The following is a 26,112-nucleotide window of genomic DNA, read 5'->3' as shown; positions in this document are numbered from 1 at the left end:
GGCAGGTGCACCGGTCGTAGCGACGGTGCTGATTTGGGCGAACCGCACCGTTTTGGGTAGGTGGCTCCGCAGCATTATCTGCAGCAGATCGCGCTCGGCCACCTGACCGGTGCCCCTCGGCCTGAGCTTTCGAGACCTGGGTGGTGTGCGGAGTGCGCCCCCGAGCTCTGCTGGCTCAGGCGATATCGGCGGTGGCGGCCAGCGCGGCTTGCATCGCCACCCCGTCGACGTAGGAGTGCTTCTCTCGCACCGCGCCATCCTCGATCAGAACCACATCTGCGAGGTCCACATCGACGGTGCCGCCGGTGACCGAGGTGCCTGACAGCCTCCACTGGACCACCCAGAAGTCGTCGCCGACCCGCAGGTTGACCAGGTGGAAGGTCAGGTCTGGGACCAGGGCGAAGGTCTCCGCGGCGGCGGCGCGGATCTCGGCGCGCCCGCGAGCGGGTTTGCTACCGGAGTGCAAGTGGAATAACGAGTCGAGGGCGTGCAGGGCTGCGATGCGGTCGAGGTCGCGGTCAGCCCAGCAGGCGTGGTAGCGCTCGAACAGATCTTTGGTGGAAGCGGGCATAATCAGAAATCCTTCTAAGATACAAACAGGATGACTGTATGTTCCCGGATGGCGATATCACTGGTCAAGGGTCGAAGTAGCTCGGATCGACGACGGATTCGGTGCTGCCCTAGACTTCAACGTCGCTATGAACGCTGATCGCCGAACCCAAGCCGAACGCTCGGCGTCGACGCGCGGTGCGGTGATCCGTGCGGCGCGAGAACTGTTCGGCCAGTATGGATATGGCGCGGTGAGCACGGTCGCGGTCGCCGAGGCCGCCGGTGTCAGTCGTGGTGCGCTTTATCACCAGTTCAGCGAAAAGCGGGATCTGTTCGTGGCGGTGTTCGAGGACCTCGAACGCAGTCTGGTCGAGGTGATCGGTGCCGCGGTCGCCGAGTCGCATTCCGATGATCCGATCGCCAACCTGATCGTGGGCTGTCTGGCGTGGCTGCAGGCCTCGACCAGTTCGGAAGTGCGACGGATCGCGCTCCTGGACGGGCCTGCGGTGCTCGGTTGGAGCCTCTGGCGGGAGATCGAATTGCGACACACGATCGGTCTGGTGGAGAACGCCTTGGCCGGGGCCATCGCCGCGGGACGCATCAGAACCCAACCTGTGCGGCCGCTCGCGCTGGTCATCGTGGGCGCGCTGGACGAGGCCGCCCAATGCCTCGCGCACTCCGAAGGCGACGCCGAGGACGCCGCGGCCATCGGCTCGGTGATCGAGCAGCTCATTTCCGGTCTCGCGGTCGACTCGGAACCCGAGTCGCGCGGGTAGGGCGCATCGGCGGCGGGAAGTACGCGATGCAGCGGGCGTCCAGCAACCGCAGCACATCCTCGGAGAATCGAGTTGGCTACGTTGCTGAATGAATCCCGACGCGGCTCCGGTCGACCTACCAGCGGACCATGGGCAGCGGGCGGGTGGGGTGGGTCAGCGCGTAGGTGGTGACTTGGTTTGCGAGGAACCGATGAAAGCCGAGGTAGGGCAACTGTGCGACAACAGCTTTGACATCTGCGCGAGTCACCGGTCGGCGGAACAGACCACGGCTTGCGTCGATGCGGTCGGCGATACGGAACGTTTCGGTCAATCGGTCGTCGTTGCGGCGCAGTCGATGATGGTCGAGGACCATCCGTCGCGCACTGTCGATGTCGTCGATTCCGAACTCGGCGGCGTGTTCGGTGACCAGATCCGCCGAGGGCTTCAGGTAGTCGAAGGTTCCGGCGGTCCAGATGCCCAGGTCATGTACGGCCCACGCCAGTGCCGCTGTGTCGGGCACCGGCTCGCCCAACAGTAACTGCTGATAGTTCAGACTGCGGAATACATGATTGCGATAGACCGGCAACGCATCGCCCAGCTTTTGGGAATGCCGATCGAGCACGGCGTCCACAATCGGATGTGATGTGCGAACCATCATGTGTCGCCCCCGTATGGCTCTGAATTGGGTACATTCCAGACGCTACACGGAAAGTTGGTGAGTCCGATGGTGACCGAACACCGAGGACTGGCCGGTCCGGGCCGAAGTTCGTGAGAGCTCACAGGCGAACATCATGTCTTGCTGCTGATCGCGCGGTGAGAACGTCGCTGTATTCGTTGCATAGTCGCTGACTGCTGCGGCGTAAAGCTGTGTAAGCCAACACTTATGCGGGGTCTCGAGCTTCGGATCGGCTACGCGTCATCGGTGTCGTTCGCCGCGCCCGCCGGCTCAGGGTGACCAAAGGGATTGTCCAATTGTTCAGTCGGTTCGATGCCGCCACCGAGGTGGATGTCGGAAGCCGATGTCCCTGGTGCAAGACTCGGGGACGTGAGATGGGCGGTGGCGGAAACAGGCGACGGAGGTGCGCGTCTGTGTCCACTCGATCAGGACGGTCGGCCCGCGGGACCAGTGATACGCGAGCCCTCGATCGCCGAGGCGGTGCGCTCACGCCCCGAGGTCGAGCGGTGGGTCTGGCGATCCACGGCCGAGATATACCGACCCTTGCTTGCGGCCGGAGTGCGGGTCGAGCGCTGCTACGACGTGCAGGCCGCGGAGGCTCTGCTGATCGGCCACGAGGAGGGCCAGTCGGGCCAGGCCCGCTCGCTGGCGGCCGCCTGGGCGCGACTGCATAACCTGCCCGTCCCGCCGGATGCGCCAGCACGGGCCGCCGAGACCCAGCCGTCGCTGTTCGAGTCGGGCCCGGTACCGCTGCCACCCGGCACGGACGAGTTCAACGCCCTACTGGAGGTCTACGGGGGACAGCTGGCCCGTACCGCGAAGACCGAACATCCGGAGCGAATGCGGCTGCTCCTTGCCGCCGAATCGGCGGGCATGCTGGTTGCCACCGAGATGTCGCGATCGGGGATCCCGTGGCGCGCGGACGTCCACCGCGAGTTGCTGGACGAGCTGCTGGGTGAGCGCTTTCCTGGCGGGCTGGAACCGCGCCGGATGGTGGAGTTGGCCGACGAAGTTTCGCGGGCCTTCGGGGAAGGCGTCCGGGTTCGACCAGACCTGCCCAACGACATCATCAGAGCTTTCGCCCGCGCCGGGATCTCGTTGTCTTCCACTCGAAAATGGGAGCTCCAGCAGATCGATCATCCTGCGGTAGCGCCACTGCTGGCCTACAAATCGCTCTACCGCTTGTACACCGCTCACGGCTGGTCCTGGCTCGAGCAGTGGGTGCACGGCGGCCGCTTTCGTCCCGAGTACTTGCCCGGCGGTACGGTTTCGGGCCGGTGGACTACCAACGGCGGTGGTGCGCTGCAGATCCCCAAGGTGATCCGTCAAGCGATACGTGCGGACCCGGGATGGTGTCTGGTGGTCGCCGACGCCGACCAAATGGAGCCGCGAGTACTTGCTGCAGTCTCCCGCGACCCAGGTCTGATGGAGGTGGCCGGACGCGGCGAAGATCTGTACGCGGATCTGGCGGTCCGAGCCTTCGGCGGCGACCGTGCCCAGGCCAAAATCGCCCTACTGGGAGCGATTTACGGCCAGACCTCCGGCGATGCCCTCACCCACATGGCCGGACTCCGTCGGCGTTATCCGGCCGCAGTGGCGTATGTCGACGACGCGGCTCGCGCCGGTGAGGAAGGCCGCCTGGTGCGCACTTGGCTGGGTCGCACCTGCCCGCCGCTGTTGGTCGCGTCGCCCGACCAGTCGGACCTGACCCGGGAGGAGGAGCAGTTCAGCGGGTACGGCGGCACCTCCGCAGCGCGCGCTCGTGGCCGCTTCACACGTAACTTCGTGGTGCAGGGCAGCGCCGCCGACTGGGCCCTGCTGGTACTGGCGGGCGTGCGTCATGCGATGACTCGCGCCGGGCTCCGCGCCGAACTGGTCTTCTTCCAGCACGACGAGGTAATCGTGCACTGCCCGGCAGAGGAGGCCACGACGGTCGCCGAAACGATCGCAACCGCGGCAGAGGCCGCAGGCCGGATCGCCTTCGGGCCGACACCCGTGCGGTTCCCGTTCACGACAGCGGTGGTGGAGTGCTACTGGGACGCCAAGTGAGGATGCGCAGTGCCGCCCCGGTGAGTGGAGGCACGCCCAGGCGAATGCCGGTGCGGGAGATGCCTTCTCGTCGCTCTTGCATCGCCGCCAGCACACCCCGACCTGGACCGCCGGCCCGCGCCACCGACTAGGACGCGTGAGTGTCGGACGTCATCCGAGGCAGTTGCGACGCCCGCTGTGATCGGTCGAATGTGAAATCATGGCTCGCGATCCACAACCCCTACGAACAGGACACCAGATGAAGAAGCTCATCGTTGTCGCCGCCGTGACGGCCGGCCTGCTCACACCCGCCGGGCTGGCAACCGCGGAACCCGCTGCCGCACCGAACGCCGCGACGTCGACCGCGACGTCGACCGCGACGCCCATCGGATCGTTGTCGGAGGACATATTCTGCGCCGTGATCCGGTTCCTGAAGGGCGGCTGGGCAGGCCGTCCAACAGACTGCTCGTTCTGACTCGCACCTTGAAGCTCGTCATTCCGCTCGTCCGGCCGTGCGGCCGGTGCCGCCGATAGCCGAGCATTCCAGAGAAGAGAGGAAGCCCCGGAGCATCGGCTCCGGGGCTTCCTCTGTGATTCGCTGCGGTGATTCCGGTGACCATCGGATTCCGTCGGTGTCGGAGACGGTGTAACAGGGTTCTACCCCACCTGCGTCATGGACCGAACGAGCCACCGACACTATGACTTTCGCACCTACAGTTCGAAGCCTGCTCACGCGGCGCGCGATTCAACGAACCTGTTCGACTCCGCGCTCGTAGCGCACATCCTCGCCGCCGACATAGCGTCGGGCACACGACAACTCAACACACGCATGCCGAATAACGTGCGCTGCCGAGACTTCCGGAGCCGATGACTCCCGCTGTCGGGGGAGATCGAAATCCGACCCGCGGCCGACGTGGCCAAGGCATGAATTTCCGTACTGTCCAAGTCGCGCGGCAGGTTCGGCTCCTCCTTTCACAGAGTGAGCGCCTGTCCATCACACGCGTCGTTTGTCAGGAGGATATGTGCTTCCCGCCCTCGTATCGGCTTCCCGGACACCGGACCTACGGCGGAAGCTCCTTTTCACACTGGGCCTGCTCGCGCTGTACCGCCTCGGAGCGATGCTTCCGTCGCCCGGTGTCGACTACAAGTCGATTCGCATCTGTACCGCATTCGTCTCCGGCGGAGACTCCGCCGGGATTTATCAGCTCATCAATCTCTTCTCGGGTGGCGCGATGCTGCAACTGTCGGTGTTCGCGATCGGTATCGTGCCGTACATCACCGCTGGCATCATCACTCAGCTGCTGACCGTCGTGATCCCGCGGTTCGAGGAGCTGCGTAAGGAAGGCCAGTCCGGTCAAGCCAAGGTCACGCAGTACACCCGTTATCTCGCAATGACATTGGCCGTCCTGCAGGCGTCGGCCTTGGTAGCGCTGGCTGCGCATGGGCAGCTACTGCGCGGCTGCCCCGCGAACATCCTGGCGGACAGATCGCCGTTCGGCATGGTGGTCACGGTGCTGGTGATGACCGCGGGCGCGGCGGTGGTCATGTGGATCGGCGAACTGGTGACCGAACGCGGTATCGGCAACGGTATGTCGCTGCTGATCTTCGCCGGTATCGCGGCTCGAATCCCGAGTCAAGTCGTAGATCATGGCCACGACTACCTCGACACGCCCCCTGCTTCGGGTGGTGTCGTCGCTCTTGCTCGCGATCACCGCCACGATGCTGTCGGTGAGTTACGCGCACGCCGACACCCCGATCGCCAGGCGTGGCGAGACGGTGGAGTTCGACCCGTGCGGATCGGCAGGCGCACCGCCGGTCGACATCCTTACCGCTGCACAGCATTCGACGATTTCAGTGTTGCTGGCCAACGATCACGCACTGTTTCGTTCGGGCCTGCGGGCGGTGGTCGGCACCCAGCCGGACATCTACTGCATCGCGGAGGTCCCCGACACTGTCACCGCCATAAGGGAAATGGAGCGGTTACAACCCGACGTCACCATTCTCGACCTCGACATGCCCGGTCTCGACGACACGGCCGCCATCGAGACGATCGCAGCACTCGGTAGTAGGACTCGGATCCTCACCCTCGCCACCTCTGACACCGATGAGAACCTTTACCGCGCACTGCGTCTCGGCACGAGCGGGTTCCTCACCAAAGCGCTGCCGTCCCAGGATCTGATCTCCGCCATCCGGATTGCGGCACGCGGCGCTGCCCTGATCGATCCACGCCTGACGCGCCGTCTGATCGCGCGGCTGACCGACGGAATCGAACCATTCCCCGCCGCACCGGAAGTCGAGACACTCACCGCCCGCGAACACGAGGTCCTGCTTCTGATCACCAAGGCGTACACGAACCCCGAGATCGCCCGCGCCCTCGGCGTGGGCGAGCAGACGGTCAAGACCCACGTCTCCAACATGCTCGCCAAACTCGGTGTTCGCGATCGTGTGCACGCCGTCGTCTATGCCCATACCCATCGCCTGGTTCCTCGCTCCTGACACCCGCTGAGGCAACCTGGCTCGGTTGACGCAAGATTCTGGGGGTCGGACTGCCTCTCGAAGCCGCGTGGCTGACGTCATCTCGGTGGTGCCACAGCGATAGGTCTGGATGGGATCGGGCGGAGCTCGAGGCCGAGACTTCAGCTGAATCGGACGATCGAGAGCACCCCGGCGACCACGCAGTAAACCGCGAACGGTAGCAGAGTGCGGGTCTGAAAGTACCGCTCGAGGAACCGTACGGCCAGCCACGACGACAGTCCGGATACGATGGCGCCGACCAGCACCGGTCCTCGGATGCCCTCGGTCTCCGGTCCGACCAGTTCCGGTATTTCCAGTATCCCCGCGCCCAGGATCGCCGGAGTCGCAAGCAGAAAAGCGAATTTGGCCGCATGCTTGTATTCGAGACCGCGCCACAGGCCGCCGACCATGGTCAGGCCCGCCCGACTGAACCCGGTCAGCAGCGCGCCGACTTGAGCGAAGCCGATACCGACGGCATCCCGGATCCCGAGGGCGGCCAGTGGGCGGTCGGATTGGCGGCGGGTTTGCGCTTCGGCGGTGAGAACCCCAGTGAGGGCCTCCTGTCGGGCGAACCGTCGCCCATATTCCGCCAGCGAAGGCTCATTGCGCCGGCGCAATCCCTCACCGACGATCAGCACGACACCATTCAGCATCAGAAAGACGCCGGCGCAGAGCGGCGCCGCGAACAGCGCGTGCAGTGGATGTTCCAGCAACGGCCCGAGGACACCGACAGGAATGGTGGCGATCACGATCAGCAACGCCAACCGCTGCGCGACGGTGTCGCGGCGCCCGGTCCGCAGCGTGGTGATGAAACCGGCGACGATGGCACACCAGTCCCGCCAGTAGTAGCCGATCAGCGCCACCGCCGTCGCCACGTGCAAGGCCACCACGAACGCCAGATACGGTGTGCCCGTGGCCGACTCGCCCGGGCCGACCAATTTCTGCCAATCACCTCCGAGCCATGCGGCAACCAGCACGGAATGCCCGAGGCTCGAGATCGGGAACAGTTCGGTGACACCTTGCACCGCACCGATGACAGTCGCTTGAAAATAGGTGAGCATCGCGACGAGTCTCGCATGCGCACAACGGCAACGCCGCAGGGCCCTGCGCACGGACCGATATGGCCGAATGCCGCTTCCCTCAGCGGCTTTCGTCTCATTCGAGCCCGCCTGTTACCGCGGCCGACCTCGCCCGCATTCGCCTGCCGGGCTACCAATTCGTTGTGTGACGGTCGATGAGCTCGGCCACCGCGGCTGGCCGTTCTTCGAACATGCCGCAGAGCCGACCACCGTCCCGATCAGACCTGCCTTCGGCTGCGACTTCAAGCCACCAGGCGAGTTGGCCGAGCGATGATCGACCCTCTTCGATGACCAAAGGCCCCGATGTCATCAGTGACACATGAGCGAGGAAGAGAGCGTGACAGGTTGCCATTTCGGCGGGGAGTCGGGGGCGGGTGCGCGAGGCCGATGGACCTGAATCCGCGTAGTGGACTACTCGGGTCCTAGCGGGCTGAGCGCGCTAGCGTTTGGTCGCATCCGTCCTCGCCGCACGCCAGTTGGGAGGTCTGATGATCGTGAACCATCATGAACCCGCCTCCGCACCAGATCAGGCGACCAGACTTTTTGCCATGACCAATCCGCGACGATCCTCGCCAACACCGCGGGTTCACGTGCCGAACAGCGCATCGAAAGGATAACGAACCATGGGCCTGAAAAGCATGCTGTTCACCTCGCCGGACCGCGACCAACAGCTGGAGAACTGCCTGGTTTCCGATCCTGCGCATATCGGCGAGGGGATCAACGGTGTCGGCGAGCACGTGCGGCGGATTCAGATCGCGCTCAACGAGATCGACGATGCGGGTCTCGAGGTCGACGGCCGTTACGGAACAGACACCGGCGACGCGGTCGAGGACTACAAGAACGCGCGCGGCATTCTGGCCCCAGGCCAGGACGCAGCTGATCGCATTGTCGGCAAGGGCACGATCAAGAGTCTCGACGACGAAATCGACGTCCTGGAGAGGTCGACCCCACTGTCCACCAGCTTCGTCTCGCCGACGGAGGCGGGTCTGCCGCATACTCACCAATTGTGTCCGACCCCGCCGCGAGTGGCCAACCCAGGGCCTGATGGGCGCGCCGAGCATCGAGGCACCCCGATCAATCCCATCGGCAACGCAATGAAGATCAACATCTACGGCGAGGGAGAGACCGACTACATCGGCTTCGCCGACTTCGCGACCGAACCCCAGCACGCCAGCGGCCGACCGATGACCTCAACGTTGGTCGACGGATGCGCCAGCGATATCTGCGTGCGCAGTTCACCGCTGAGCGCGGTGACTTTGAACGAGATCCGGCGGATCGCCCAGTCGGCTTTGGTCGGTGGATGCCGCTTCACCTACGCCTCGAACCAGGAAAAGTTCAAGACGCCCCGCGCCGACATCCTCAGCCTGGGCACGGTAATCCAGCAGCATCGCATCGCCAGTCCCACGGAGCCGAATAATCCCCTGGCCGACCTGGAGGTGTGGGTTGTCGACATGTTCTGACCGGCCAGCGGCCAACCACCGAGGTTTGAGGTGCGGGTGAGCCCAACCGGACAGTCTCCACATGCTGTCCCGGCGGTTTCCGCGCCGTTCCTGTCGGGGCCGGCCCCGTGTTGTGCCAACGGATTTCGCCATAACTCGCCCGGCGCGCTGGCCGGGGATGGCTCGCACGATCGTGGCTTCGCGTCGCGTGGTGGCGACCTGTACTCGTTCTGGTACGTGAGGTTGTCGGAAGCCGTGCAATCCAACGTCATTGCGCCGGCACGTCACTGTGAATGCGGTCGACGATGTCATCGAGCGTCCAGCTGACGTCGATGCCTGTTTCGGTCGTCCATGGCAGTTGTTGCGAGCCGGGTAGTCAGAGACCTGGCCCGGCAGTGTGGATCTGGTGACCGGTGAAGTCGAGTCGGTAGATCGCAGGCATCGGCATCGCTGCACTGAACGCCTGGTCCGCACCAGAGCAACCGAACCCGACCAGTGCCCGGGAGATGAAAGTTCCGTGGCTGCCGACGATCACGGTCTGGCCGGGGTGTGCTTTCGCCAGCGCTGTCAAGGTTCTGGTGGCGCGATCGGTCAATTGCTGGAGGCTCTCGCCGGTCGGTCGGGCGATCCGTGTGTCGGCCAGCTCTGGGCCTCATTACATCCGACATGCTTGGATGACGCGGTGTCGAATGCTTTCGATGAGCACGTGATGGCTCTTCTGGCGAGGCTGTCCTCTCGAGGTTCGGATGCCATGGTGTGGAAAGAGTTGTGGGATGAGCTTTATCACCAGTATCCAAGCGATGTCGCCTGCGCGGCAGTGCCCGAGCTTGCTGCTATCGCCGCCGACGGCGCCCCGAGTGACCGTTTCGAAGCCGTGCAGCTCGCGGGTGCTCTCCTCGCGAAAGCCGATCCGTACACCGCCGAGATACGCGAGCGATACGCTGGCCACATCGCCACCTTGCTTCGGGAAGCACAGGTCGAACTGGCCGAGAACAGTCCCGAAGACAATCACGATCCGACTTCCTTCGTCCTCCGTGTGCAAGCGGTGTTGGCATTCGAGGATGCCACGATCTGGTCGGAACAACTGATAGGGCTGCTCGACGAGGAATTCGAGATCATCTGTCCCGCATGCTGGGCAGCGATGGACCTATACCTCGGCGAACGCGGGTTTTTCACCTGCACGGGCGGCTACCCGCCCGAGACGGTCACCCGGCGGCCCCTGGTTGCGAGTCATCCTGACGAATTGACCGGTCTCGGCCACAGACTCCATCGACTCGCCGCCGCCGCACGACAGCACACACTTGCTCGACAGCTCACCTACCTGTTCGGCCGCGGCACGTGTACGGAAAACGGCCACCAGTTCATACCCGCTGACTCTGTCGTTGAGCTGTGGACGTCTTAGCTCGTCTTTTGAATGTGGGTGAGGGCGGGCGTGTGCCCGCTCTCACCCGTGTCGTAGCCATTGGTTGATGGCGGCGATGCTGACGGTGGCCAGGTATCGGACGGCGAGTTTGTCGAATCGTGGCGCCACAGCAGGGTTTTCCTCGAGTTGACCGATTCCGCACTCCACAGCGTGATATTGCTTTGTAGTTCTCGGCGTCGAACACCGGTTGCCGTCCACCGGTCGAACCCTTCTTCTGGAGGTGGGCGGCTTGGTCGGCCTTGATCGGGATGGTGGCCTTGATTCGGCGTTCACGCAGGTACGCACGGTTGGCGCGGGAGCTGTATGTGCTTGTCAGCGCGCACCTGCTGCAGGCGGGTGCGGGGCCTGCCGTTGCCGAGTCGAGGCACCGCGATAGCGTCGAGCACCATCGTGAACTGAGGACTGTCACCGCGTTGACCAGCGGTGATCACCAGCGACAACACTTTGCGGCCCTGTTCGCACACCAGCCACCGATACGCTGGTCACGAGGTCTCCGGTATTCAGGTTCTTCTTCATCGCTGAACCATCTACCGGAGACCTCGCTTGCGTCGGGGCGCCGACACGCCAACGCAGGCAACATCTTCCGACTCACTAGCTGAGGGCGCCGCACAGCGGCGCCCTCAGATCAGACCACTTCTAGAATCACTGTGGAACGCACCGTCCGATCGCTGCTCAGTCGATCCAGTACCGCCGGATCAAAGTGCCATCAGTCCACGGCTCGACCGATTCCAGGACCCCGCCGCAGGATTCGATGATCCGCCGTGAGCCGGCGTTCGTGTCGTCGCAGGTGATGAGGATGCGCTCGATGCCGAGCGCGCGGGCGATGGTGATGCTTTGTGCAAGGATGGTGGTCCCGTATCCGCGGCGCCGATGCTGAGCGAGGACGGCGTATCCGATGTGGCCGCCTCGACGTCGCAAGGCCGCGTTGAGGGTGTGTCGGATCGCTGCACGCCCGACGAGTTGATGATCGAGGGTGGCAGCCAGGAAAGTGGCTGCGACGATGCCCTCGGGCAGGTTGATTCCGCGTCGGTAGTCGTCCAACGCCGAGAGGTACTGCGGCCAGGTCATAGTCGGTGTCAGGCCAAGTGCGAAACCGAAGTCGTCTTGGTCGGTCATCGCTTGATGCGCTTGGAGAACGCTTGCGTCGAATCCTTTCCGGCTTGTCACAACAGGACTCGTCGAGTGGCCTCTACCCGCCGGAACGCGGTGCCTCGGTCGAGCCGCCGGCGGCGTTGCGCCCATCCGTCACCGGGCGCAACGCTGTTCGTCCCGAACTCACTTCGTGATGAAAATGCCTGCCACATCGGCTTTCTTGATCGGCGTATCCGCATTGCGCTGCGTGCCGCACAGCAGGTCCACGGAGATGATCGTCGCATCGACCACGGTGCCCGCAGGCTCGTGATCATCCTTGGTCTGCTCCTTGATGAACTTGGTGATCGTCACCCGCTTGGTGTCCTGGTCCTGCTTGACGTATTCGCTGCAGGGCGTGTCACCACCGCGATTGAGCACTCGCTCGATATCACTGCACCCCGCCAGCAGTAACACGACCGCCGCGACCCCGAGGCCGGTCCGGCCGGTCCGTGACAGCGTGGCATTCATCTATTCCTCCTGGCAGCTGGTCGCGCGGCATTGTCCGCGACGATCGCCCCCAGCGTAGGGCCAATCAGGCTGGTCGTTCGCTATGGTCTGCGCGCGAGTTCGCCGTACACCGCGCCGTACCGCACGATCACGTGCGATAGACGCGCAGCGGCACATTCATTTCCGCAGGTGTGAGGGATCCGTGATGGCCGATCAGCATCGCTTGCAGTGGCTCGGCGCCGGTGCGGATGATGCCGCGGGAACCGGCGGCGACCACGACCAGATCGCCTATGCGGTCGGCGACGTGGGGGGAGACGGTGGGGCCGAACCAGCCGCGGGCGATGATGTCGGCGCGCGACAGCACGTGGAAGTCGGCGCCGAGGAATTCCTGCCAGGTCGCGGCGACGGCGGCGGCGCCTCCGGTGGTGTAGACGTGGCGGGCACGGGGTTCGCCGCCGAGGCGGGCGACACCGTCCTGGAGGGGTGGAGTGTTGTCGAAGTCTATGCGGGCGTCGAGTTCCACCATGCCGTGGTCGGCGGTCACGACCAGTGCGGCGTTCGGGGGTAGGTGTTCGGCGATGGTGGCGGCGAGGCGGTCGACGTGCGCCAATTCCAGCAGCCATGCGTCCGAGGACGGCCCGCGCACGTGGCCGGTGGTGTCGAGGTCGCCGTGGTAGGCGTATATCAGTGCGCGGTCGCCCGCGCGCAGTGCTTCGGCGACGCCGGCGACGAGGTCGCCGGTCGAGACGTTGGGGCGAAACTCGCAGCCGCGCAGCACCGCTCGGGTGAGCCCGGAGCCGGCCTGATAGTGCGGGGCGACCTGTGTGACGGCGATGCCATCGGCTGCAGCGCGTTCGAAAACCGTTGCGTTGGGCTGGATTTTCTCCGGGATGAGCTCGCGCAGCAGGTCGACCTTCGGTCCTTCGCCGTGCAGGCGCCAGCGCAGTGAATTCACCAACCGGTCGTAGCCGGGAACGTTGATCAGGTAGCCGACGATCCCGTGCTCGCCGGGTGGGACACCGACGCCGAGAGAGCTCAGGCTGGTCGCGGTGGTACTGGGGAAGCCCGCCGCGAGCTCGGCCGGGACGAGACTCGACAGGAACGGCGCCACATCGGCATTCGCCGCGAGCGCCTCGGCGCCGAGGCCGTCCACCAAGAGCACGCAGATGCGGTCGGCGGTGCAGCCGAGGCTGAGCCGGTCGACCTCGCCGGGCACACCGAGCCCGGCGAGGAGCGAAGGAAACAGATCTGCGAGTGAGCCCGTACCGTAACGGGGCGCGACGAACACGTGCGTCAGCCTGTCAATATCAGGGCTGTGTCCGCAAGAGTTTCAGGCCTGCCCGGTCTCGAATCGGCTGACCTTGCCGTCGCGAAGGATGAAGCGCCAATTGGTGCGCATCGATCCCCAGCGCGAGTTGGTGTAGTTGGCCACCAGCTCGGTGCCGCCGTCGCCGATCGATTCGATCTCCATCCGACCGCTGCTGCCGAAGATCTCGGAGTCGGTCCACTGCCCGAGGTTGCGTTCGACACCGTCGTCGGACATCGACGCGTCATCGGTCAGGACCGCGAACAACCGGTCCTGGTCGTTGTCATTGAGCGCGTCCACGAATTCTTGAACCACTGGATCGAGCTGCGGTGCGGTCATCCGGTCTTCCCTCTCGAATCAGGTGGGGAGCGTGGGGCGAAACAGCAAATATCCGGCACTCACTCTAGGGCAGTTCTGTCCTCGGACGTGTGACGTTGCGGTGCGCGTTATGCGCTGGGCGCGATGAGTGCGGTGAAGGTGCGCATGATGTCGTCTACCAGTGCGGGGGCCTCGGTGCCGAGCTGGGCCGAGCGCTTTTCCAATTGTCCGTCGAGCCACAGTGAGGCGAGACCGTGCGCGAGTCCCCACCAGGCGACGGCGATGGTGTCGGCTTTGTCGCCGGGCAGCAAGCCCGCGGCGACACAGTCGGCGACGGTGTCGACCAGTACCGCGAACGCGGCGTCGCCCGCGTCCATGGCGTCGGAATGCTTGTCGGGTTGCGAGAGTTCGGGGCGAAACATCAGCCGGAAGTGTCCGGGATGTTCGCGCGAGAACCGCACGTAGGTCTCGGCGCGTGCGGTCAGCGCTCGCAGTGGGGTGTCCGCGGCCGCGCGTGCGGCCGTCACTTCGTTGCCGAGGAGTTGGAAGCCCTGGGTGGACAGTGCGGCGAGCAGTGCGGCGCGGTCGGCGAAGTGATGATAGGGCGCGTCGGTGCTCACACCCGCCTCCCTGGCCACGCGGCGCAGACTCACCGCGCCGATGCCCTCGGTTCGATCACGACGACCCCGAGGCGGTACGCACCGAGGCGGACTGGTCGGTGGTCGAGCGCAGCGCGGCTTACCAGAAAAGCAAGACCTCGCCGAGCGTGCCGCCTGGGAATTCATCGGTGAGCTGACCGGCTGGTCGCGGCGTGCTGAACATGCCGTGGAAGGGCCCGGATGCGTCAGAATTTGCCCGTGTGATGCTCGATGCGGTGTCCCAGTTGTGCGCCGAACTCGGTGATGAAGGTGTCGGCGAGTGGTGGCCAACCCCAGAAGTCGAAGGCGAGTGCGCCGAGAGCGAACCCCCACGGCCATTCCCAATCGGTGATCGGGATGGCGTCACCGCAGGAATTGCAGGCGGCAGTGCCGACCCCGGTCTGCTCCCATGCGTCGATGCCGTCCCGGAACGGCCGCCAGATCTCGGGATCGGGTTCCCACTGCTGCGGGTAATCGATAACCACGGTCTTGGCGTGGCAGTGCGGGCACACCGCCGACTCCGGCTCGATCCCGCCCTGCCCGCCGAAGTGAGCGGCGCGCCCGACGATCACGGCTACCGGCCCGGGGATCCAGTCGCCCCATTCCTGGGTGACCTGCGCCCAATCCGGTCCTGGCATATAACCTTTGTCCACCCCGAGGCTGTACATCGCCTCACCGGACATCTCCCGCGTGAGCAGCCGCCGGGATATCATCCAGTCCAGCATCCGGGCCGCCACCGCGTCCGCCTCGGTAGCGGTCACCTCGATGTCGACGATCCGTTCGAAGTAGTCACCCATGATTTGTCGAGCACCTCCTTGAGCAGTGGTGCACACTCTGCCAGCACGGTCCGACAGCGATTCGGCATACCGCCGGTGCCCTGCCGGTCGAATCGTGATGGTAGACAGACCAGATGACTGTGCAACGTCCGTTCCGGTTCGGCGTCAACATGGTGGTTCCCGAATCCCGCGTGAATTGGATCGAAAAGTGCCGTAGAGCAGAGGAATTCGGCTACGACGTGATCGGAGTTGCCGATCATCTCGGGATGCCTGCGCCGTTTCCCGCGATGATTCTGGCGGCCGAGGCGACCGAGCGAGTCCGGCTGAACACCTTCGTGCTGAACACGCCGTTCTACAACCCGGTGTTGCTTGCTCGCGATGTGGCGGGTGCGGACCAGTTCACCGATGGTCGAGTGGAGCTCGGGTTGGGTGCGGGCTATGTGCAGTCCGAATTCGAGGCGGCGGGCATCCCGTTCGCCAGTGGCGGTAAGCGTGTCGAGCACCTGGAGAAGACGGTCACCACGCTGCGTGCCCTCTTCTCCGATCCGGAATATCAGCCGCGCCCCGCACAGCCGTCCGGGCCGCCGATGCTCATTGCGGGCTGGGGTGATCGGCTGCTCGGCGTTGCGGCGAAGCACGCCGACATCATCGGGTTCACCGGCGCTGCGGCGGCACGCAACGGTGGGCCGCTGCAGATGGCGGGGCTCGAAGAAACCGCGGAGCGGATCGACTACGTGCGGAATCTGCTCGGCGCGCGAGTAGATCAGGTGGAGCTGAATATCCTGATCCAGCGCGTCGTTCCGCCGCATGAATTGGCGGCTGTACTGGAAGTATTCGGTCCCGCACTGCCGCCGGATGTCGCGGAGAGTCCGGAAGAGCTGCCGATCCTACTGATCGGGACGCCAGAGGAGATGGCGCAGCGGTTACGCGATCGCCGCGAGCGGTACGGCATCAGCTACATCACCGTGCTCGAGGACAGCATGGAGAACTTTGCGCCGGTGATTCCGCTCCTGCGTTAGCGTGCTTCGGCGTTTCCGGCCCCTGTATTCGTGATGACATCGACGATGTCTTCGAGCGAGCGGCGCCGATTCTTCATTTTCCTTGTATCCCAATAGATTTGGCTTACGTAGTGGTGAAGTATGGCGGTCGTGCCGGTGGTCGAGGGAGTGGCGAGGGCAGTCTCGAGGGTGGGCTTGTCGCCCGTGCCGCGTTCGACGACACACGTTCCACCATGCCAAGGTTCGCTTGATCGGGTAGTGCTTTCGAGCAAAGGGCTGATCTGAAATCGGGCGTGATGGAAGACTCTGCGGGGAACGAGGAAAGTGTCGACTTCGTCGGGTGGCGGCCGGGAGAGGGAGGATCATGGGATCGCCGAGTGAGCTCAGGAAAATTGTCCTTGCGGGCGCGGCGGCGCTTGCGTTACTTGCGTTGACGCCCGGCGGTGCGCATGCGGCAGTCGGCAGATTCTCGTACCTCACCGCAGCCGGGCAGCTCATCCATGTCGATGACCCGGCGAGCGGCACCTGTCTGCAGCTTCAGGGTGGCGCGATGAGGTTCGAGAACGGCACCTCCGACTCGGCCTCCCTGTTCAGCGATTCGTCGTGCAGTGGAGGATATGACCTCGAGAAAGTCGAGCTCATCTGGAAGGCCCCGGCAGACGTGCAGGCACTCGCAGTGCGCTTCGACAAGACTCCCTAGATGAGTGATTCCAAGGGGACCGGCTTTGCGGTCCTCCCTTGGCTTGGGAGAGGTCAGTGATCATAGGCGGTCAGCGAGCGGTGGATCGGTGCGCCGGTGATGTCGTTGTGCCAGATCGCGGCGGTGAGCGCGAGGACGCGTTGCAGGATGCGGACGATGACTCCAGCTGGGGTGCGACAGCCATGGCGTTCCAGGTCCAGTTGGGCTTTGAGAGTTCGGTTGATCGACTCGACGGATTGGCGCAGGGGGCTGAACAGGGCACTTCCCGGGCGTTCGGGTTCGCCTTTGCGCGCAGGACGCAGCAGGCGCAGCCCAGCATCGGCCAGGCCGGATTCGAACCCGGCCCCGAAGTAGTTTTATCGCAGATCAGGTTTTGTCCTGGCCGCTGCACGACCAGTGTGGAGTCGGCGTGCAAAATGCCGATCAGAGTCTCGCGTTCGTCGGCTTTCGCGCCGGTCAGGGCGAATCCGATCGGCAGCCCGCCCAGCGTGGCGACCAGATGCAGGCGCAGGCCCCAGAAATAGCGCGAATGCGAGGCGCAGTACCCGTATTCGGCCCATCCGGCCAGGTCGGAGCGTTTCACGGTTTCGCGGGAGCGGCCGCATTCGATTGGTGTGGAATCGACCACCCACACGTCGTCGGTCCACAGACTCGTGTCGGAAGCCAAGACCCGGATCACCGCGATGATCATGGCGGCGGCATTGCGTAGCCGCTTGTTGTAGCCGGGTTGTTTCGGCAGGTATGGAAACAGGGGACGCAGATGCGTGCGGGCATACCGCAGCCAGCGGGCCTCGGAGGTGAACCCGAGCAGCGCCTGCATTACCGCCGACGTCACCAGTTCGGCGTCGGTCAACCGGGGCGCGAACCCGACTGCCGGACGCCGGGGCGCCAGATCCGGGCGCAGCTTCAACAGGTCGTCGGTGGTGACATCGAGTGCGGTGGCGAGGGTGTCGATGTCATTGCTCACAACCTTGACTTACGACGCCCTCGCCCAACTTCTCAAATCCACTTCCTGACAATCACTTTCACAACAGCGGCATCCGCGAGGCAACGACGGAACCCGACCGCTGCGCGGCTGACCCGCGCAGGGGCCCATGACTTCAGCGACCTACCAGCTCCGGCATACAACATTCAACGCTTGAGGGCTCGCGCCTGTCTGGTGAGTTCAGTGATCCGGTCGGGGCGGTGAGGATTGTTGAGCTCGGCCACCAACTCGTCGGGGCACAACTCATACAGGTCGCCCCACCAACGGCAAGCCTTGCTGTCCCACACGCGGTATCCGCCTGGCACGCCGCGTGCCACATGCCGTCGTCGAGCCATACTCGGATTCTAACGGCGCACCACAACCCTTGGAATCACTCATCTAGGGGCGGAGATGCCGAGCGGGATCACGCGGGGAGTGGCAGTGGCGATCAAGATCCCGTCTGGGTCGGCGAGAGCAGCTTCCAGGTGCACGCTGTCCCCGTCTCAGTGCGTCAGCGGTAGCGGACAGCGGAGTAGATCCCCTGAGGGTCGGATGCCGAAAGCGCTGCTGACCTGCGGGCTCTGAACTATTTCGTGAGCGGTCGGCGTTGTCGGTCAACAAACAACAGCAGGTAAGGCACCGAAAAGTGTGTCCTGACCTGCTGTTTCAGCGGAGGATAGTGGATTTGAACCCACCCATTTCCGCAGATGACTCGAGCATTCAGTCAAATCCGCTGCGTTTCATGACGTCTCGGCGCTGCTGACGATGCAAACGTGTGCGTAGGTACTGAACGGTTCGGCGAAGCTACGGAACTAGTTCGGCGAGAGCGTCTTTCAAGTAAGTGGCGAATTTCCACACATCCGGAATGGTGTCGGTGCAGGCGAGGATGCCGAAGTCGAGGTGGCCGTTGTAGGACATCACGGTGATGTTGAGTGGGCCCGACAGGTCGGTGAGCACGGAGATGGGATAGCTGCCTGCGACGCGAATTCCTCCGGCGTACAACGGTATCTGGGGGCCGGGCACGTTGGAGACAACCATATTGGCCAGGGGGAGTGCGGGTGCGGCGGCGCGGAGCAGCATTCGGGTTGCCAGGCCGTGCAGGATCTGGGGGAGGACCGCGGTGGCGTAGTGCAGCAGGGACGGTGGGGTGGCGTGGAAGCGCTCCTTGGCGGCGAGCATGGCGGCGTGGGTGAGTTTCATCCGGTGCTGCGGGTTCACTTCACCGATCGGAAGTTCGCACAGCATGATGGAGAACTGGTTGCCCGCGGTGCCGCACTGCTCGGGGGTGCGGACCGATACGGGTATCGCGGCAACGGCGGGGTCGTCGGCGGGTACGTCGTGGTCGAGCAGCCAGCGGCGAAATGCGGAGGCGCACAACGTCATCACGACGTCGTTGACGGTGCCGCCGAAGCTGTTCTTGACCTGCTTGACGGTATCGAGGGGCAGGGACACGAACGCAAAGGAGCGGTCGGTGCTGTTGGGGCTGGTCCCGGGCAACCTGGGATTCACCCTGCGCATATCGTTGAGCGCGCTCGGCAGCATCGGTCCAAGGCGCAACGGCAGGCGCAGACGGTCGCCCTGGCGGGTCATCGTGTTCGCGATGCCGCGGCCGAGCATTTCGGCAGGGTTGGGAGTTCGGCCCAGCTCGACCCCGTCGGCCGGTGGCGGCACCGGCTGCGACTCCGGGACGACGTCGAAGACCGCGGCCATCACTTCGGCACCGGACACACCATCGATCAGTGCGTGGTGCACCTTGGTGTAGATGGCTTGGCGATCTCCGGCCAGTCCCGAGATCAGGTGGCATTCCCACAGCGGTCGGCTTCGGTCCAGCGGCTGCGCGTGCAGGCGGGCCGCGAGATCCGCCAGCGCCACGTCGGTCGAGCCTTCGGGCAGGCGTGTATCGCGCACGTGATATCCGAGGTCGATGGTGTCGCAGTCGTCCCAATAGGGGAGATCTAGACCCCAGGGGACGGTGCGCAATCGCCATCGCAGCGGTGCGATCAGGTGAAGGCGGCTCGCGATCAACTTCCGCAATGCAGTGACGGTCAACACACTGCCTTCGGCGGTCGGCTCCAGCAGCGTGACCGATCCGACGTGCAGCAGCATGGTGGATGCTTCGGCATTGAGCAGCAGGACGTCGAGCGAGCTGAGCTGCCGAGACGGCCCGCGATTGCTCGATAGCGGAATCCTTTGTGGCGGTGCTGCCGGCTTGGCGGGTAGGCCGCCGGCGAGTTGGCCAGGCGTCGTGATGCGGACGTCCAAGTGGCGGGCGGGTTTCAGGTCGGCGTGGATCATGAGGGCTCCGCGGTGTCGCTGGGGCGGGACAGACTGCCGACTCGGTTCAGGGGCGGCGGCATGATGGTGCCGCGACGCATTGACGGTCTGTCGGTATCTGCAGGGGCTGAGAACCGTTCGAGCCGCTCCGCTCGTCCGGCGACGCCAGTGTCCGTGTCGAAGACGCGTCATTGATTCTAGTTGTCGACCGGTCGTGATCGCGTGCTCGGCAGGTTAATTCTGCGCAAACCCTGGATAGGGGGCGTGTAACTCCGGCGACCGCTCGTCGATTCCGGACCGCGCTCGCAGCTGCGCCCGGGTGCGGCACGAAGATGAAATCGCTATCGAGGCAAGACATTCCGGACTAAGGCCTGGGGTGATGCGCGAGGTCGCCGGGCTTTTCGGCAGTTCGGCCCACCACGCTCGCGGACGGCGTAGGGAAGCCCTGCATCGGTAATGCATGTAATGCATTGATGTGATTTGAATCACATAAGCCCGCACAAATCGTCGGTGTCAGATGGCATGGTGGTCGGTATGCCATTGACCAATTCCGTTGCCGCCACCGATGTCATCCGAGTGTTGGGGGCCAGCGAGCACAACCTGCGCAATGTGTCGCTGGAGATCCCGAAGAACAAGATCACGGTGTTCACCGGTGTCTCCGGTTCCGGAAAGTCCTCCATCGTCTTCGACACCATCGCCGTGGAATCCCAGCGCCAGCTCTACGCAACGTTTCCCGCGTTCATCCTGAACTTTCTGCCCCGCTACGAGCGCCCGCACGCCGAGGCGATCGAAAACCTGACCGCGCCGGTGATCATCGACCAGCAGCCGGTCGGCGGCGGGCCGCGCTCCACCGTCGGCACCATGACGGATATCTACTCGATGGTGCGCGCCATGTTCGCCCGATTCGGTTCGCCCTCGGCCGGATTCGTCTACAACTACTCCTTCAACGTGCCGCAGGGCATGTGCCCGGATTGTGACGGGCTCGGTCAGACGGTGCGCGCCGATCCCGACCGGCTGGTGGATCGGAGCAAGTCGCTCAACGAGGGCGCGATCCTGCTACCCGGCTATGGGGTGGGCAGCGGTGACTGGCAGCTGTACGGCAACTCCGGTCGGTTCGATCCGGACAAGAAGCTCGCCGACTACAGCGCCGAGGAATTCCAGGATCTGCTGTACGGCACCGGCGGCAAGGTGGAGCTGACCTTCAGTAAAGGCACATGGAAGGCGAATTACGAAGGGGTGGCGGCGAAGTTCACCCGCACCCGGTTGCAGCGCGACACCTCCACGCTCAGCGAGAAGACTCGCGAGCAGATGCAGAAGTTCCTCACCGAGGGGGTGTGTCCGACGTGCAACGGCGCACGGCTCAATGCCGAGGCGCTCGCGACGAAGATCAACGGACGCAATATCGCGGACTGGTCGGGCTTGCAGATCACCGATCTGATGGCGGTGCTCGACGAGATCGCCGATCCGGCCGCACTCGGGCTGGCCGCCGCGATTCGCACCGCACTGCAGCGGGTGGCCGATATCGGTCTCGGCTATCTGAGCCTGGACCGGGCGACCTCGAGCCTGTCCGGCGGTGAGGGGCAGCGGCTGAAGATGATCAAGCATCTGGCCAGCACGCTGATCGGCATGACGTACATCTTCGACGAGCCGAGCGTCGGCCTGCACCCGCGCGATGTCGGGCGGTTGAACAATCTGCTGAAGGCGTTGCGGGACAAGGGCAATACTGTGCTGGTCGTCGAGCACGATCCGGATGTCATCCAGATCGCCGACCATATTGTGGATGTCGGGCCGCGCGCCGGGGCGCACGGCGGACAGGTCGTGTTCGAGGGCAGCTTCGCCGAGCTGCGTGCGGCCAACACCCCGACCGGCGCCGGGCTGCGCAGGCCGTTCACGGTGAAGGAGATGTTCCGGAAGTCGAACGGTGCGTTGCTGATCGAGCACGCAACCGTGCACAACCTCAAAGATGTCACTGTCGCGATCCCCACCGGCGTGCTCACCTCGATCACCGGCGTCGCCGGGTCCGGCAAGAGCAGCCTCATTCGAGATGTGTTCGTGCGCAACCATCCCGAGGCCATCTTCGTGGACCAATCCGCGATCGCGGCCTCCTCGCGCTCCACACCCGCCACCTATCTGGGGCTCATGGACCCTATTCGCAAGCTGTTCGCCAAGGCCACCGGTGAATCGCCGGGGCTGTTCAGCTTCAATTCCGCGGGCGCATGCAAGCAGTGCGAGGGGCGCGGCGTGATCATCACCGAGGTCGCCTATATGGATCCGGTGACCACCCATTGCGACGCCTGCGATGGACGGCGATTCTCCGATGAGGTGCTTGCACATACCTTCCGCGGCAATTCGATCGCGGACGTGCTGGAGATGTCGGCCGAAGAGGCGGTGCAGTTCTTCCCCGAGAAGGCGCTGCATACGAAGCTGCGCACCATGAACGAGGTCGGTCTGGATTACTTGAGCCTCGGCCAGGCGATGAGCACGCTTTCGGGCGGCGAGCGCCAACGCATCAAACTGGCCACCCAACTGCAGAACACCGGCAGCGTCTATGTTCTCGACGAGCCGACCACCGGGCTGCACATGTCGGATGTAGACACCCTGCTCGCGCTGATGGACGGGCTGGTCGAGCGAGGCAACACGGTGGTGGTGATCGAGCACAACCTCGATGTGGTCGCGCACTCGGACTGGGTGATCGATCTCGGGCCGGACGGTGGCAAGGATGGTGGTGAAGTGGTCTTCACCGGCACGCCGGCGGCACTTCTCGAGCATCCGACCTCGCTGACCGGCGAGTACTTGCGCAAGTACAAGGCGGCGTAAGCGGCTGCGCTGTGGCCGGGGGGCGACCTCCGGTCACAGTGCCCCCGACCTCGGGGCGAATCAGCTATGGCCGGTGAACTGTTGGGTGCCGGTGATGCGGAGCAGGTCGAGAGCCGAGGCGGCGGGGGTGCCGGGTGCTGCGGAGTAGACGATGACGGTCTGGTCGGAGTCGGGGACGAGGAGAGTGTCGCACTCCAGGACCAGGAGACCGAGTTCTGGATGGTCGACCGACTTGCTGGCGCTGCGCCATGGTTCGGATGGCCGTTCGTTCCATAACTGTTCGAATCGTGTGCTGCGCGTACGGAGTTCGCTGATCAGGAGCAGCAGGTCGGGATCATCGGGGTAATGAGCTCGGGCGCTGCGCAGGCTGCTCACCGAGAAGACGGCAGCCGTCTGTGTCTCGGCGGGGGTCGCCGCGACCCGGCGTGGTCCGGTGCCGAGGAACTGCTGCCAGATGATGTTGCGTTGCGCGGGCGGCCACTCGGTGAAGTCGCCGAGCAGTGCGGCTGCCATCGAATTCCAAGCCAGCACATCGCCTTTCGCGGAAAGAACTAGTGCGGGCAGGTCGGCCATCCGGTCGAGCAGTCGCAGCACGCTCGGCCGGACCACCATGGCGATCCGGCCGGCTTGCGGGGGTGTGGATCCGGCGAACTGGAACAGCAGATCGCGGTCTTCGTCGTTGAGGCGCAGGGCCCGGGCCAGCGCCGCGAGTACGGCGATCGAGGGTCGGGGGCCGCGGCCCTGTTCCAGCCGAACCACGTAATCGACGCTGACACCGGCCAGTTGTGCGACCTCTTCGCGGCGCAGTCCAGGCACCTGTCTGCGGAAGCCCGCGGGGATGCCGACATCGCGGGGCTGGATGCGCGCACGGGCCCGCCGAAGCAGTTCGGCCAGTTCCGTGCGGTCCATGCCGTCGATCATGCCGTACCACTCGCACGGCGGGGTGGTACTGCGGGTCCCAGGAGCCGCCGGTCCTGGAGTGCCGCGACTGCGGTGGGCGATGCTCGGATGATGAACAACCCCACGAACTCCGCGACGACGGTTCTGGTTACCGGAGCGAACAAAGGACTTGGTCGCGAGACCGTCCGTAGGCTGGCGAGCCTCGGCTGGCAGGTGTTCCTGGCCGCACGCGACGCCGATCGCGGCAAGTCGGCGGTGGCCGCCCTCACCGCGGCAGGCCTCGACGTCGAGTTCATCCAGCTGGAGGTCACCTCAGCCGACTCGATCACCGCGGCCGTCGAGGCGGTCGGGCAACGGACGCGGAAGCTGGATGTGCTGGTGAACAACGCCGGCGTCGGCGGCACACGCAGACTTCCGCCCGACACCGAAGCGGCAGACTTCCGAGAAGTATTCGAGACCAACGTCTTCGGCGCGGTTCAGGTGACCAACGCGTTCCTGCCGCTGCTACGCGCGGCCACCCAACCTCGAATCGTGATGGTGTCGAGCGGCATCGGCTCGCTGGCCCGAACCTCCGACCCGACCCGCATCGAGTCCACCCTTCTCGGCCTGCCCTATCCGTCCTCGAAGACCGCCCTCAACATGATCACCTCGATGTACTCTCGCGCGCTGCCCGACATCCAAATCAACGCCGCCGACCCCGGCTACACCGCAACGGATCTGAACAACAACTCAGGCCACCAAACGGTCACCGAGGGTACCGACGCGATCGTCCGCCTGGCGTCGATCGGACCGGACGGACCGACCGGTGGATTCTTCGATCGCTTCGGTCCGGTGCCCTGGTGACCGCGTTCGAGCGGTGACCAACCGCGCGAGCGGGAGTTCGTCCGGCTCGGCGGTGCGGTGACCGTCATGGCAGCGGCGCTCAACGGGTCGTAGTGATCGAAACGGACTGGTACCCGCCGGTTCGCACGGCCGCGGTGAGCAGTGCCCGGACATCGCGGGGCTCGGCGGGCAGTAGTTCGAGCAGGTCGGTCCGGCTTGCCTCGAGCACACCCGCGCCTATATTGGCGAACAGGGAGACGGCATTCGTGACTTGGTAGGGCTCCATTCCTATGTCCTGCAGTGCGATTCGGGTGTCGGACAATGGCATGGATCGGTAGCTCACCGGCCGGCCGAGCGATTCGGCCAGCACCGCTGCGATGTCGGACCCGCCGATCGTCGCGACGCCTTCGAGTTCGTAGACCTTGCCCGCATGCCTGCTACGACCGCCTGCCGTGAGGTCTCGGCTGGTTTCGGCGGCCACCAGCACCGCCACGTCGGCGAGGTCCTCGCGAGCGACAACCGACACCCGTCCATTGCCGAATGCGGCTGTGTAGAAACCTGTTTCGGCGGCCGAGGCAGCACCTGCGGCCGCCAATCCGATCGGCACCTCGGCATAGAGTCCGTTGCGCAGAATCGTCACATCGAGCGGCGCCGAAGCCAGCCGTGTCTCGGTCCATCGGTGCGGGAGCGCGATGGTCATCAGATCACCGGAGCCCGCGAGGCTGGTGTAGATGACGTGCCGGACGCCTGCCGTCGTCGCGGCGGCGACTACTGCGTCGTGCCTGGCCAGCACCACGTCGTCTTCCGCGTATCCAGCCGAGATGAACACCAGCACGTCCACCTCCCGAAACCCTTCGACCAGGGTGGCGGGGTCGTCGAAATCGATGTGCCGGACGCCGGCACCGTCACCGGAACGGCTGCCCGCCGTGACGGTGATGTCGTCGAGCGCGGACAACCCGCTGAAGACGAGGCTGCCGAGTGAACCGGAAATACCGGTGACGAGGATCATTGGTGCACTCCCGAATGTTGCAGTTGCTGAACATGACCCAGCATCCGCAATCGCGGGCGGCAGCATAAGGAGGCACTCTGATGTCAGTCACGAACACGGCGGTTAGCCTGCAGGCGGCGGGCTCTATTCCCGATGGACCGTGTGGCGATGACGACTGCGGGATTCGCGATGTCCTCGACAGGCTGGGGGACCGGTGGACGGTGCTGGTGATCGTGGAGCTGAGCAAGGGAGTGCGTCGCTTCCGCGAACTGGAGCGAGCAATTCCTGGTATTTCCCAGCGCATGCTGACCTTGACCACCAAACGGTTGTGGCGGGACGGGATCATCGAACGGATCGCCTACCCGACCATCCCGCCGCAGGTCGAGTACCGGCTCACCGCGACCGGCCGGAGTCTCGCGGAGACGGTGCTGGTGCTCGCCGACTGGTCGCGAGAGCACAGAGGCGTCATCGGCGCCGCCCGGCAGCAGTGGGATGCCGAGCACGCATCCGCGAATCAGGCTTGAATGGAACTGTGCGGCTGACGTGCCGCTACGCGTATCACCTTCGTCT

The 26,112-nt window shown here is 64.7% G+C and carries 26 protein-coding genes and 2 pseudogenes; 13 read left to right on the top strand and 15 right to left on the bottom strand.

Features of this window, described 5'->3' with window-relative positions; genetic code table 11:
- Window positions 1-175: 175 nt before the first annotated feature.
- Window positions 176-571, bottom strand: a complete 396-nt coding sequence (locus OHQ90_RS27250; protein WP_328402185.1) for a nuclear transport factor 2 family protein — start codon at window positions 569-571, stop codon at window positions 176-178.
- Between the two features lie 127 nt (window positions 572-698).
- Between OHQ90_RS27250 and OHQ90_RS27245 the strand changes: the two genes are divergently transcribed.
- The gene (locus OHQ90_RS27245; protein WP_328402183.1) at window positions 699-1,325 is read left to right on the top strand and encodes a TetR/AcrR family transcriptional regulator; all 627 of its coding nucleotides are present in this window, start codon (window positions 699-701) and stop codon (window positions 1,323-1,325) included.
- Window positions 1,326-1,440: 115 nt separating this feature from the next.
- Here the strand turns inward: OHQ90_RS27245 and OHQ90_RS27240 are convergent, their stop codons facing one another.
- Complete coding sequence (locus tag OHQ90_RS27240; protein WP_328402182.1) at window positions 1,441-1,962, bottom strand: hypothetical protein; 522 nt, start codon at window positions 1,960-1,962, stop codon at window positions 1,441-1,443.
- Between the two features lie 387 nt (window positions 1,963-2,349).
- Between OHQ90_RS27240 and OHQ90_RS27235 the strand changes: the two genes are divergently transcribed.
- The 4 genes and pseudogenes from OHQ90_RS27235 (at window position 2,350) to OHQ90_RS27220 (ending at window position 6,504) form a co-directional block, all read left to right on the top strand.
- Window positions 2,350-4,029 (top strand): bifunctional 3'-5' exonuclease/DNA polymerase, encoded by a 1,680-nt coding sequence (locus tag OHQ90_RS27235; RefSeq protein WP_328402181.1) that lies wholly within the window; start codon window positions 2,350-2,352, stop codon window positions 4,027-4,029.
- Window positions 4,030-4,267: 238 nt separating this feature from the next.
- Complete coding sequence (locus tag OHQ90_RS27230) at window positions 4,268-4,483, top strand: hypothetical protein (protein WP_328402179.1); 216 nt, start codon at window positions 4,268-4,270, stop codon at window positions 4,481-4,483.
- A 547-nt stretch (window positions 4,484-5,030) separates the two neighbouring features.
- Window positions 5,031-5,702: pseudogene (locus OHQ90_RS27225) on the top strand (preprotein translocase subunit SecY); the annotation flags it as partial.
- Window positions 5,656-6,504: a response regulator transcription factor gene (locus tag OHQ90_RS27220; protein ID WP_328402177.1), complete on the top strand. Its 849-nt coding sequence runs from the start codon at window positions 5,656-5,658 to the stop codon at window positions 6,502-6,504. The pseudogene OHQ90_RS27225 and the gene OHQ90_RS27220, both read left to right, overlap by 47 nt.
- A gap of 140 nt (window positions 6,505-6,644) precedes the next feature.
- Here the strand turns inward: OHQ90_RS27220 and OHQ90_RS27215 are convergent, their stop codons facing one another.
- On the bottom strand, window positions 6,645-7,583 hold the full coding sequence (locus OHQ90_RS27215) for an undecaprenyl-diphosphate phosphatase (RefSeq protein ID WP_328402175.1): 939 nt from the start codon (window positions 7,581-7,583) through the stop codon (window positions 6,645-6,647).
- 163 nt (window positions 7,584-7,746) lie between these two features.
- On the opposite strand from OHQ90_RS27215, the gene OHQ90_RS27210 reads away from it, so the two are divergent.
- Both OHQ90_RS27210 and OHQ90_RS27205 read left to right on the top strand, forming a co-directional pair.
- A complete protein-coding gene (locus OHQ90_RS27210) occupies window positions 7,747-7,875 on the top strand; it encodes a hypothetical protein (RefSeq protein ID WP_328402173.1) in 129 nt (42 codons plus the stop codon).
- Between the two features lie 349 nt (window positions 7,876-8,224).
- Window positions 8,225-9,061 (top strand): peptidoglycan-binding domain-containing protein, encoded by an 837-nt coding sequence (locus OHQ90_RS27205; RefSeq protein WP_328402171.1) that lies wholly within the window; start codon window positions 8,225-8,227, stop codon window positions 9,059-9,061.
- Between the two features lie 355 nt (window positions 9,062-9,416).
- Here the strand turns inward: OHQ90_RS27205 and OHQ90_RS39570 are convergent, their stop codons facing one another.
- Window positions 9,417-9,611, bottom strand: a complete 195-nt coding sequence (locus tag OHQ90_RS39570; protein WP_442941499.1) for a hypothetical protein — start codon at window positions 9,609-9,611, stop codon at window positions 9,417-9,419.
- Between OHQ90_RS39570 and OHQ90_RS27200 the strand changes: the two genes are divergently transcribed.
- Window positions 9,558-10,442, top strand: coding sequence for a hypothetical protein (locus OHQ90_RS27200; protein WP_328402169.1), 885 nt, complete (start codon window positions 9,558-9,560; stop codon window positions 10,440-10,442). The genes OHQ90_RS39570 and OHQ90_RS27200 overlap by 54 nt on opposite strands.
- Before the next feature lie 693 nt (window positions 10,443-11,135).
- Here OHQ90_RS27200 and OHQ90_RS27195 read toward each other — a convergent pair.
- The 6 genes from OHQ90_RS27195 to OHQ90_RS27170 form a co-directional block, all read right to left on the bottom strand.
- Entirely contained in the window at window positions 11,136-11,579 is a 444-nt protein-coding gene (locus OHQ90_RS27195; protein WP_328402167.1) for a GNAT family N-acetyltransferase, read from the bottom strand.
- A gap of 159 nt (window positions 11,580-11,738) precedes the next feature.
- Window positions 11,739-12,062, bottom strand: coding sequence for a hypothetical protein (locus tag OHQ90_RS27190; protein WP_328402165.1), 324 nt, complete (start codon window positions 12,060-12,062; stop codon window positions 11,739-11,741).
- Between the two features lie 127 nt (window positions 12,063-12,189).
- A complete protein-coding gene (locus OHQ90_RS27185; RefSeq protein ID WP_328402164.1) occupies window positions 12,190-13,329 on the bottom strand; it encodes an alkaline phosphatase family protein in 1,140 nt (379 codons plus the stop codon).
- 42 nt (window positions 13,330-13,371) lie between these two features.
- The gene (locus OHQ90_RS27180; protein ID WP_328402163.1) at window positions 13,372-13,686 is read right to left on the bottom strand and encodes a nuclear transport factor 2 family protein; all 315 of its coding nucleotides are present in this window, start codon (window positions 13,684-13,686) and stop codon (window positions 13,372-13,374) included.
- Window positions 13,687-13,793: 107 nt separating this feature from the next.
- A complete protein-coding gene (locus OHQ90_RS27175; RefSeq protein ID WP_328402161.1) occupies window positions 13,794-14,285 on the bottom strand; it encodes a TetR-like C-terminal domain-containing protein in 492 nt (163 codons plus the stop codon).
- Window positions 14,286-14,509: 224 nt separating this feature from the next.
- Window positions 14,510-15,100: a hypothetical protein gene (locus OHQ90_RS27170; protein ID WP_328402159.1), complete on the bottom strand. Its 591-nt coding sequence runs from the start codon at window positions 15,098-15,100 to the stop codon at window positions 14,510-14,512.
- 113 nt (window positions 15,101-15,213) lie between these two features.
- Here OHQ90_RS27170 and OHQ90_RS27165 point away from each other — a divergent pair, with 113 nt between their 5' ends.
- Entirely contained in the window at window positions 15,214-16,098 is an 885-nt protein-coding gene (locus tag OHQ90_RS27165; protein WP_328402157.1) for an LLM class F420-dependent oxidoreductase, read from the top strand.
- A 343-nt stretch (window positions 16,099-16,441) separates the two neighbouring features.
- Complete coding sequence (locus tag OHQ90_RS27160; protein ID WP_328402155.1) at window positions 16,442-16,777, top strand: hypothetical protein; 336 nt, start codon at window positions 16,442-16,444, stop codon at window positions 16,775-16,777.
- Window positions 16,778-16,830: 53 nt separating this feature from the next.
- On the opposite strand, the pseudogene OHQ90_RS27155 reads toward OHQ90_RS27160, so the two are convergent.
- From OHQ90_RS27155 to OHQ90_RS27145, 3 genes and pseudogenes are all read right to left on the bottom strand, one after another.
- A pseudogene (locus tag OHQ90_RS27155) lies at window positions 16,831-17,744 on the bottom strand (IS982 family transposase).
- 164 nt (window positions 17,745-17,908) lie between these two features.
- Window positions 17,909-18,097, bottom strand: coding sequence for a hypothetical protein (locus OHQ90_RS27150; protein ID WP_328402153.1), 189 nt, complete (start codon window positions 18,095-18,097; stop codon window positions 17,909-17,911).
- A 448-nt stretch (window positions 18,098-18,545) separates the two neighbouring features.
- Entirely contained in the window at window positions 18,546-20,036 is a 1,491-nt protein-coding gene (locus tag OHQ90_RS27145; protein WP_328402151.1) for a WS/DGAT/MGAT family O-acyltransferase, read from the bottom strand.
- Between the two features lie 513 nt (window positions 20,037-20,549).
- Here OHQ90_RS27145 and OHQ90_RS27140 point away from each other — a divergent pair.
- Window positions 20,550-22,832, top strand: coding sequence for an excinuclease ABC subunit UvrA (locus tag OHQ90_RS27140; RefSeq protein WP_328402149.1), 2,283 nt, complete (start codon window positions 20,550-20,552; stop codon window positions 22,830-22,832).
- 60 nt (window positions 22,833-22,892) lie between these two features.
- On the opposite strand, the gene OHQ90_RS27135 is transcribed toward OHQ90_RS27140, so the two are convergent.
- Entirely contained in the window at window positions 22,893-23,741 is an 849-nt protein-coding gene (locus OHQ90_RS27135; protein ID WP_328402147.1) for a helix-turn-helix transcriptional regulator, read from the bottom strand.
- A 102-nt stretch (window positions 23,742-23,843) separates the two neighbouring features.
- Here OHQ90_RS27135 and OHQ90_RS27130 point away from each other — a divergent pair, with 102 nt between their 5' ends.
- Window positions 23,844-24,575: an SDR family oxidoreductase gene (locus OHQ90_RS27130; RefSeq protein ID WP_328402145.1), complete on the top strand. Its 732-nt coding sequence runs from the start codon at window positions 23,844-23,846 to the stop codon at window positions 24,573-24,575.
- Window positions 24,576-24,654: 79 nt separating this feature from the next.
- Here OHQ90_RS27130 and OHQ90_RS27125 read toward each other — a convergent pair whose 3' ends face one another.
- Window positions 24,655-25,563: an NmrA family NAD(P)-binding protein gene (locus tag OHQ90_RS27125; RefSeq protein ID WP_328402143.1), complete on the bottom strand. Its 909-nt coding sequence runs from the start codon at window positions 25,561-25,563 to the stop codon at window positions 24,655-24,657.
- An 80-nt stretch (window positions 25,564-25,643) separates the two neighbouring features.
- On the opposite strand from OHQ90_RS27125, the gene OHQ90_RS27120 reads away from it, so the two are divergent.
- Entirely contained in the window at window positions 25,644-26,066 is a 423-nt protein-coding gene (locus OHQ90_RS27120; protein WP_328402141.1) for a winged helix-turn-helix transcriptional regulator, read from the top strand.
- Window positions 26,067-26,112 lie beyond the last annotated feature (46 nt).

The organism is Nocardia sp. NBC_00403 (genome assembly GCF_036046055.1).
Taxonomy (GTDB): Bacteria; Actinomycetota; Actinomycetes; order Mycobacteriales; family Mycobacteriaceae; genus Nocardia.
This window is presented reverse-complemented; position numbering and strand designations above follow the sequence as displayed.

Coding starts and splice junctions, on each gene's coding strand:
- OHQ90_RS27250 (WP_328402185.1), bottom strand. CDS start 571: ATGCCCGCTTCCACCAAAGATCTGTTCGAGCGCTACCACGCCTGCTGG.
- OHQ90_RS27245 (WP_328402183.1), top strand. CDS start 699: ATGAACGCTGATCGCCGAACCCAAGCCGAACGCTCGGCGTCGACGCGC.
- OHQ90_RS27240 (WP_328402182.1), bottom strand. CDS start 1,962: ATGATGGTTCGCACATCACATCCGATTGTGGACGCCGTGCTCGATCGG.
- OHQ90_RS27230 (WP_328402179.1), top strand. CDS start 4,268: ATGAAGAAGCTCATCGTTGTCGCCGCCGTGACGGCCGGCCTGCTCACA.
- OHQ90_RS27220 (WP_328402177.1), top strand. CDS start 5,656: ATGGCCACGACTACCTCGACACGCCCCCTGCTTCGGGTGGTGTCGTCG.
- OHQ90_RS27215 (WP_328402175.1), bottom strand. CDS start 7,583: ATGCTCACCTATTTTCAAGCGACTGTCATCGGTGCGGTGCAAGGTGTC.
- OHQ90_RS27205 (WP_328402171.1), top strand. CDS start 8,225: ATGGGCCTGAAAAGCATGCTGTTCACCTCGCCGGACCGCGACCAACAG.
- OHQ90_RS27195 (WP_328402167.1), bottom strand. CDS start 11,579: ATGACCGACCAAGACGACTTCGGTTTCGCACTTGGCCTGACACCGACT.
- OHQ90_RS27190 (WP_328402165.1), bottom strand. CDS start 12,062: ATGAATGCCACGCTGTCACGGACCGGCCGGACCGGCCTCGGGGTCGCG.
- OHQ90_RS27180 (WP_328402163.1), bottom strand. CDS start 13,686: ATGACCGCACCGCAGCTCGATCCAGTGGTTCAAGAATTCGTGGACGCG.
- OHQ90_RS27170 (WP_328402159.1), bottom strand. CDS start 15,100: ATGGGTGACTACTTCGAACGGATCGTCGACATCGAGGTGACCGCTACC.
- OHQ90_RS27165 (WP_328402157.1), top strand. CDS start 15,214: ATGACTGTGCAACGTCCGTTCCGGTTCGGCGTCAACATGGTGGTTCCC.
- OHQ90_RS27160 (WP_328402155.1), top strand. CDS start 16,442: ATGGGATCGCCGAGTGAGCTCAGGAAAATTGTCCTTGCGGGCGCGGCG.
- OHQ90_RS27150 (WP_328402153.1), bottom strand. CDS start 18,097: ATGGCTCGACGACGGCATGTGGCACGCGGCGTGCCAGGCGGATACCGC.
- OHQ90_RS27145 (WP_328402151.1), bottom strand. CDS start 20,036: ATGATCCACGCCGACCTGAAACCCGCCCGCCACTTGGACGTCCGCATC.
- OHQ90_RS27140 (WP_328402149.1), top strand. CDS start 20,550: ATGCCATTGACCAATTCCGTTGCCGCCACCGATGTCATCCGAGTGTTG.
- OHQ90_RS27135 (WP_328402147.1), bottom strand. CDS start 23,741: ATGGACCGCACGGAACTGGCCGAACTGCTTCGGCGGGCCCGTGCGCGC.
- OHQ90_RS27130 (WP_328402145.1), top strand. CDS start 23,844: ATGAACAACCCCACGAACTCCGCGACGACGGTTCTGGTTACCGGAGCG.
- OHQ90_RS27125 (WP_328402143.1), bottom strand. CDS start 25,563: ATGATCCTCGTCACCGGTATTTCCGGTTCACTCGGCAGCCTCGTCTTC.
- OHQ90_RS27120 (WP_328402141.1), top strand. CDS start 25,644: ATGTCAGTCACGAACACGGCGGTTAGCCTGCAGGCGGCGGGCTCTATT.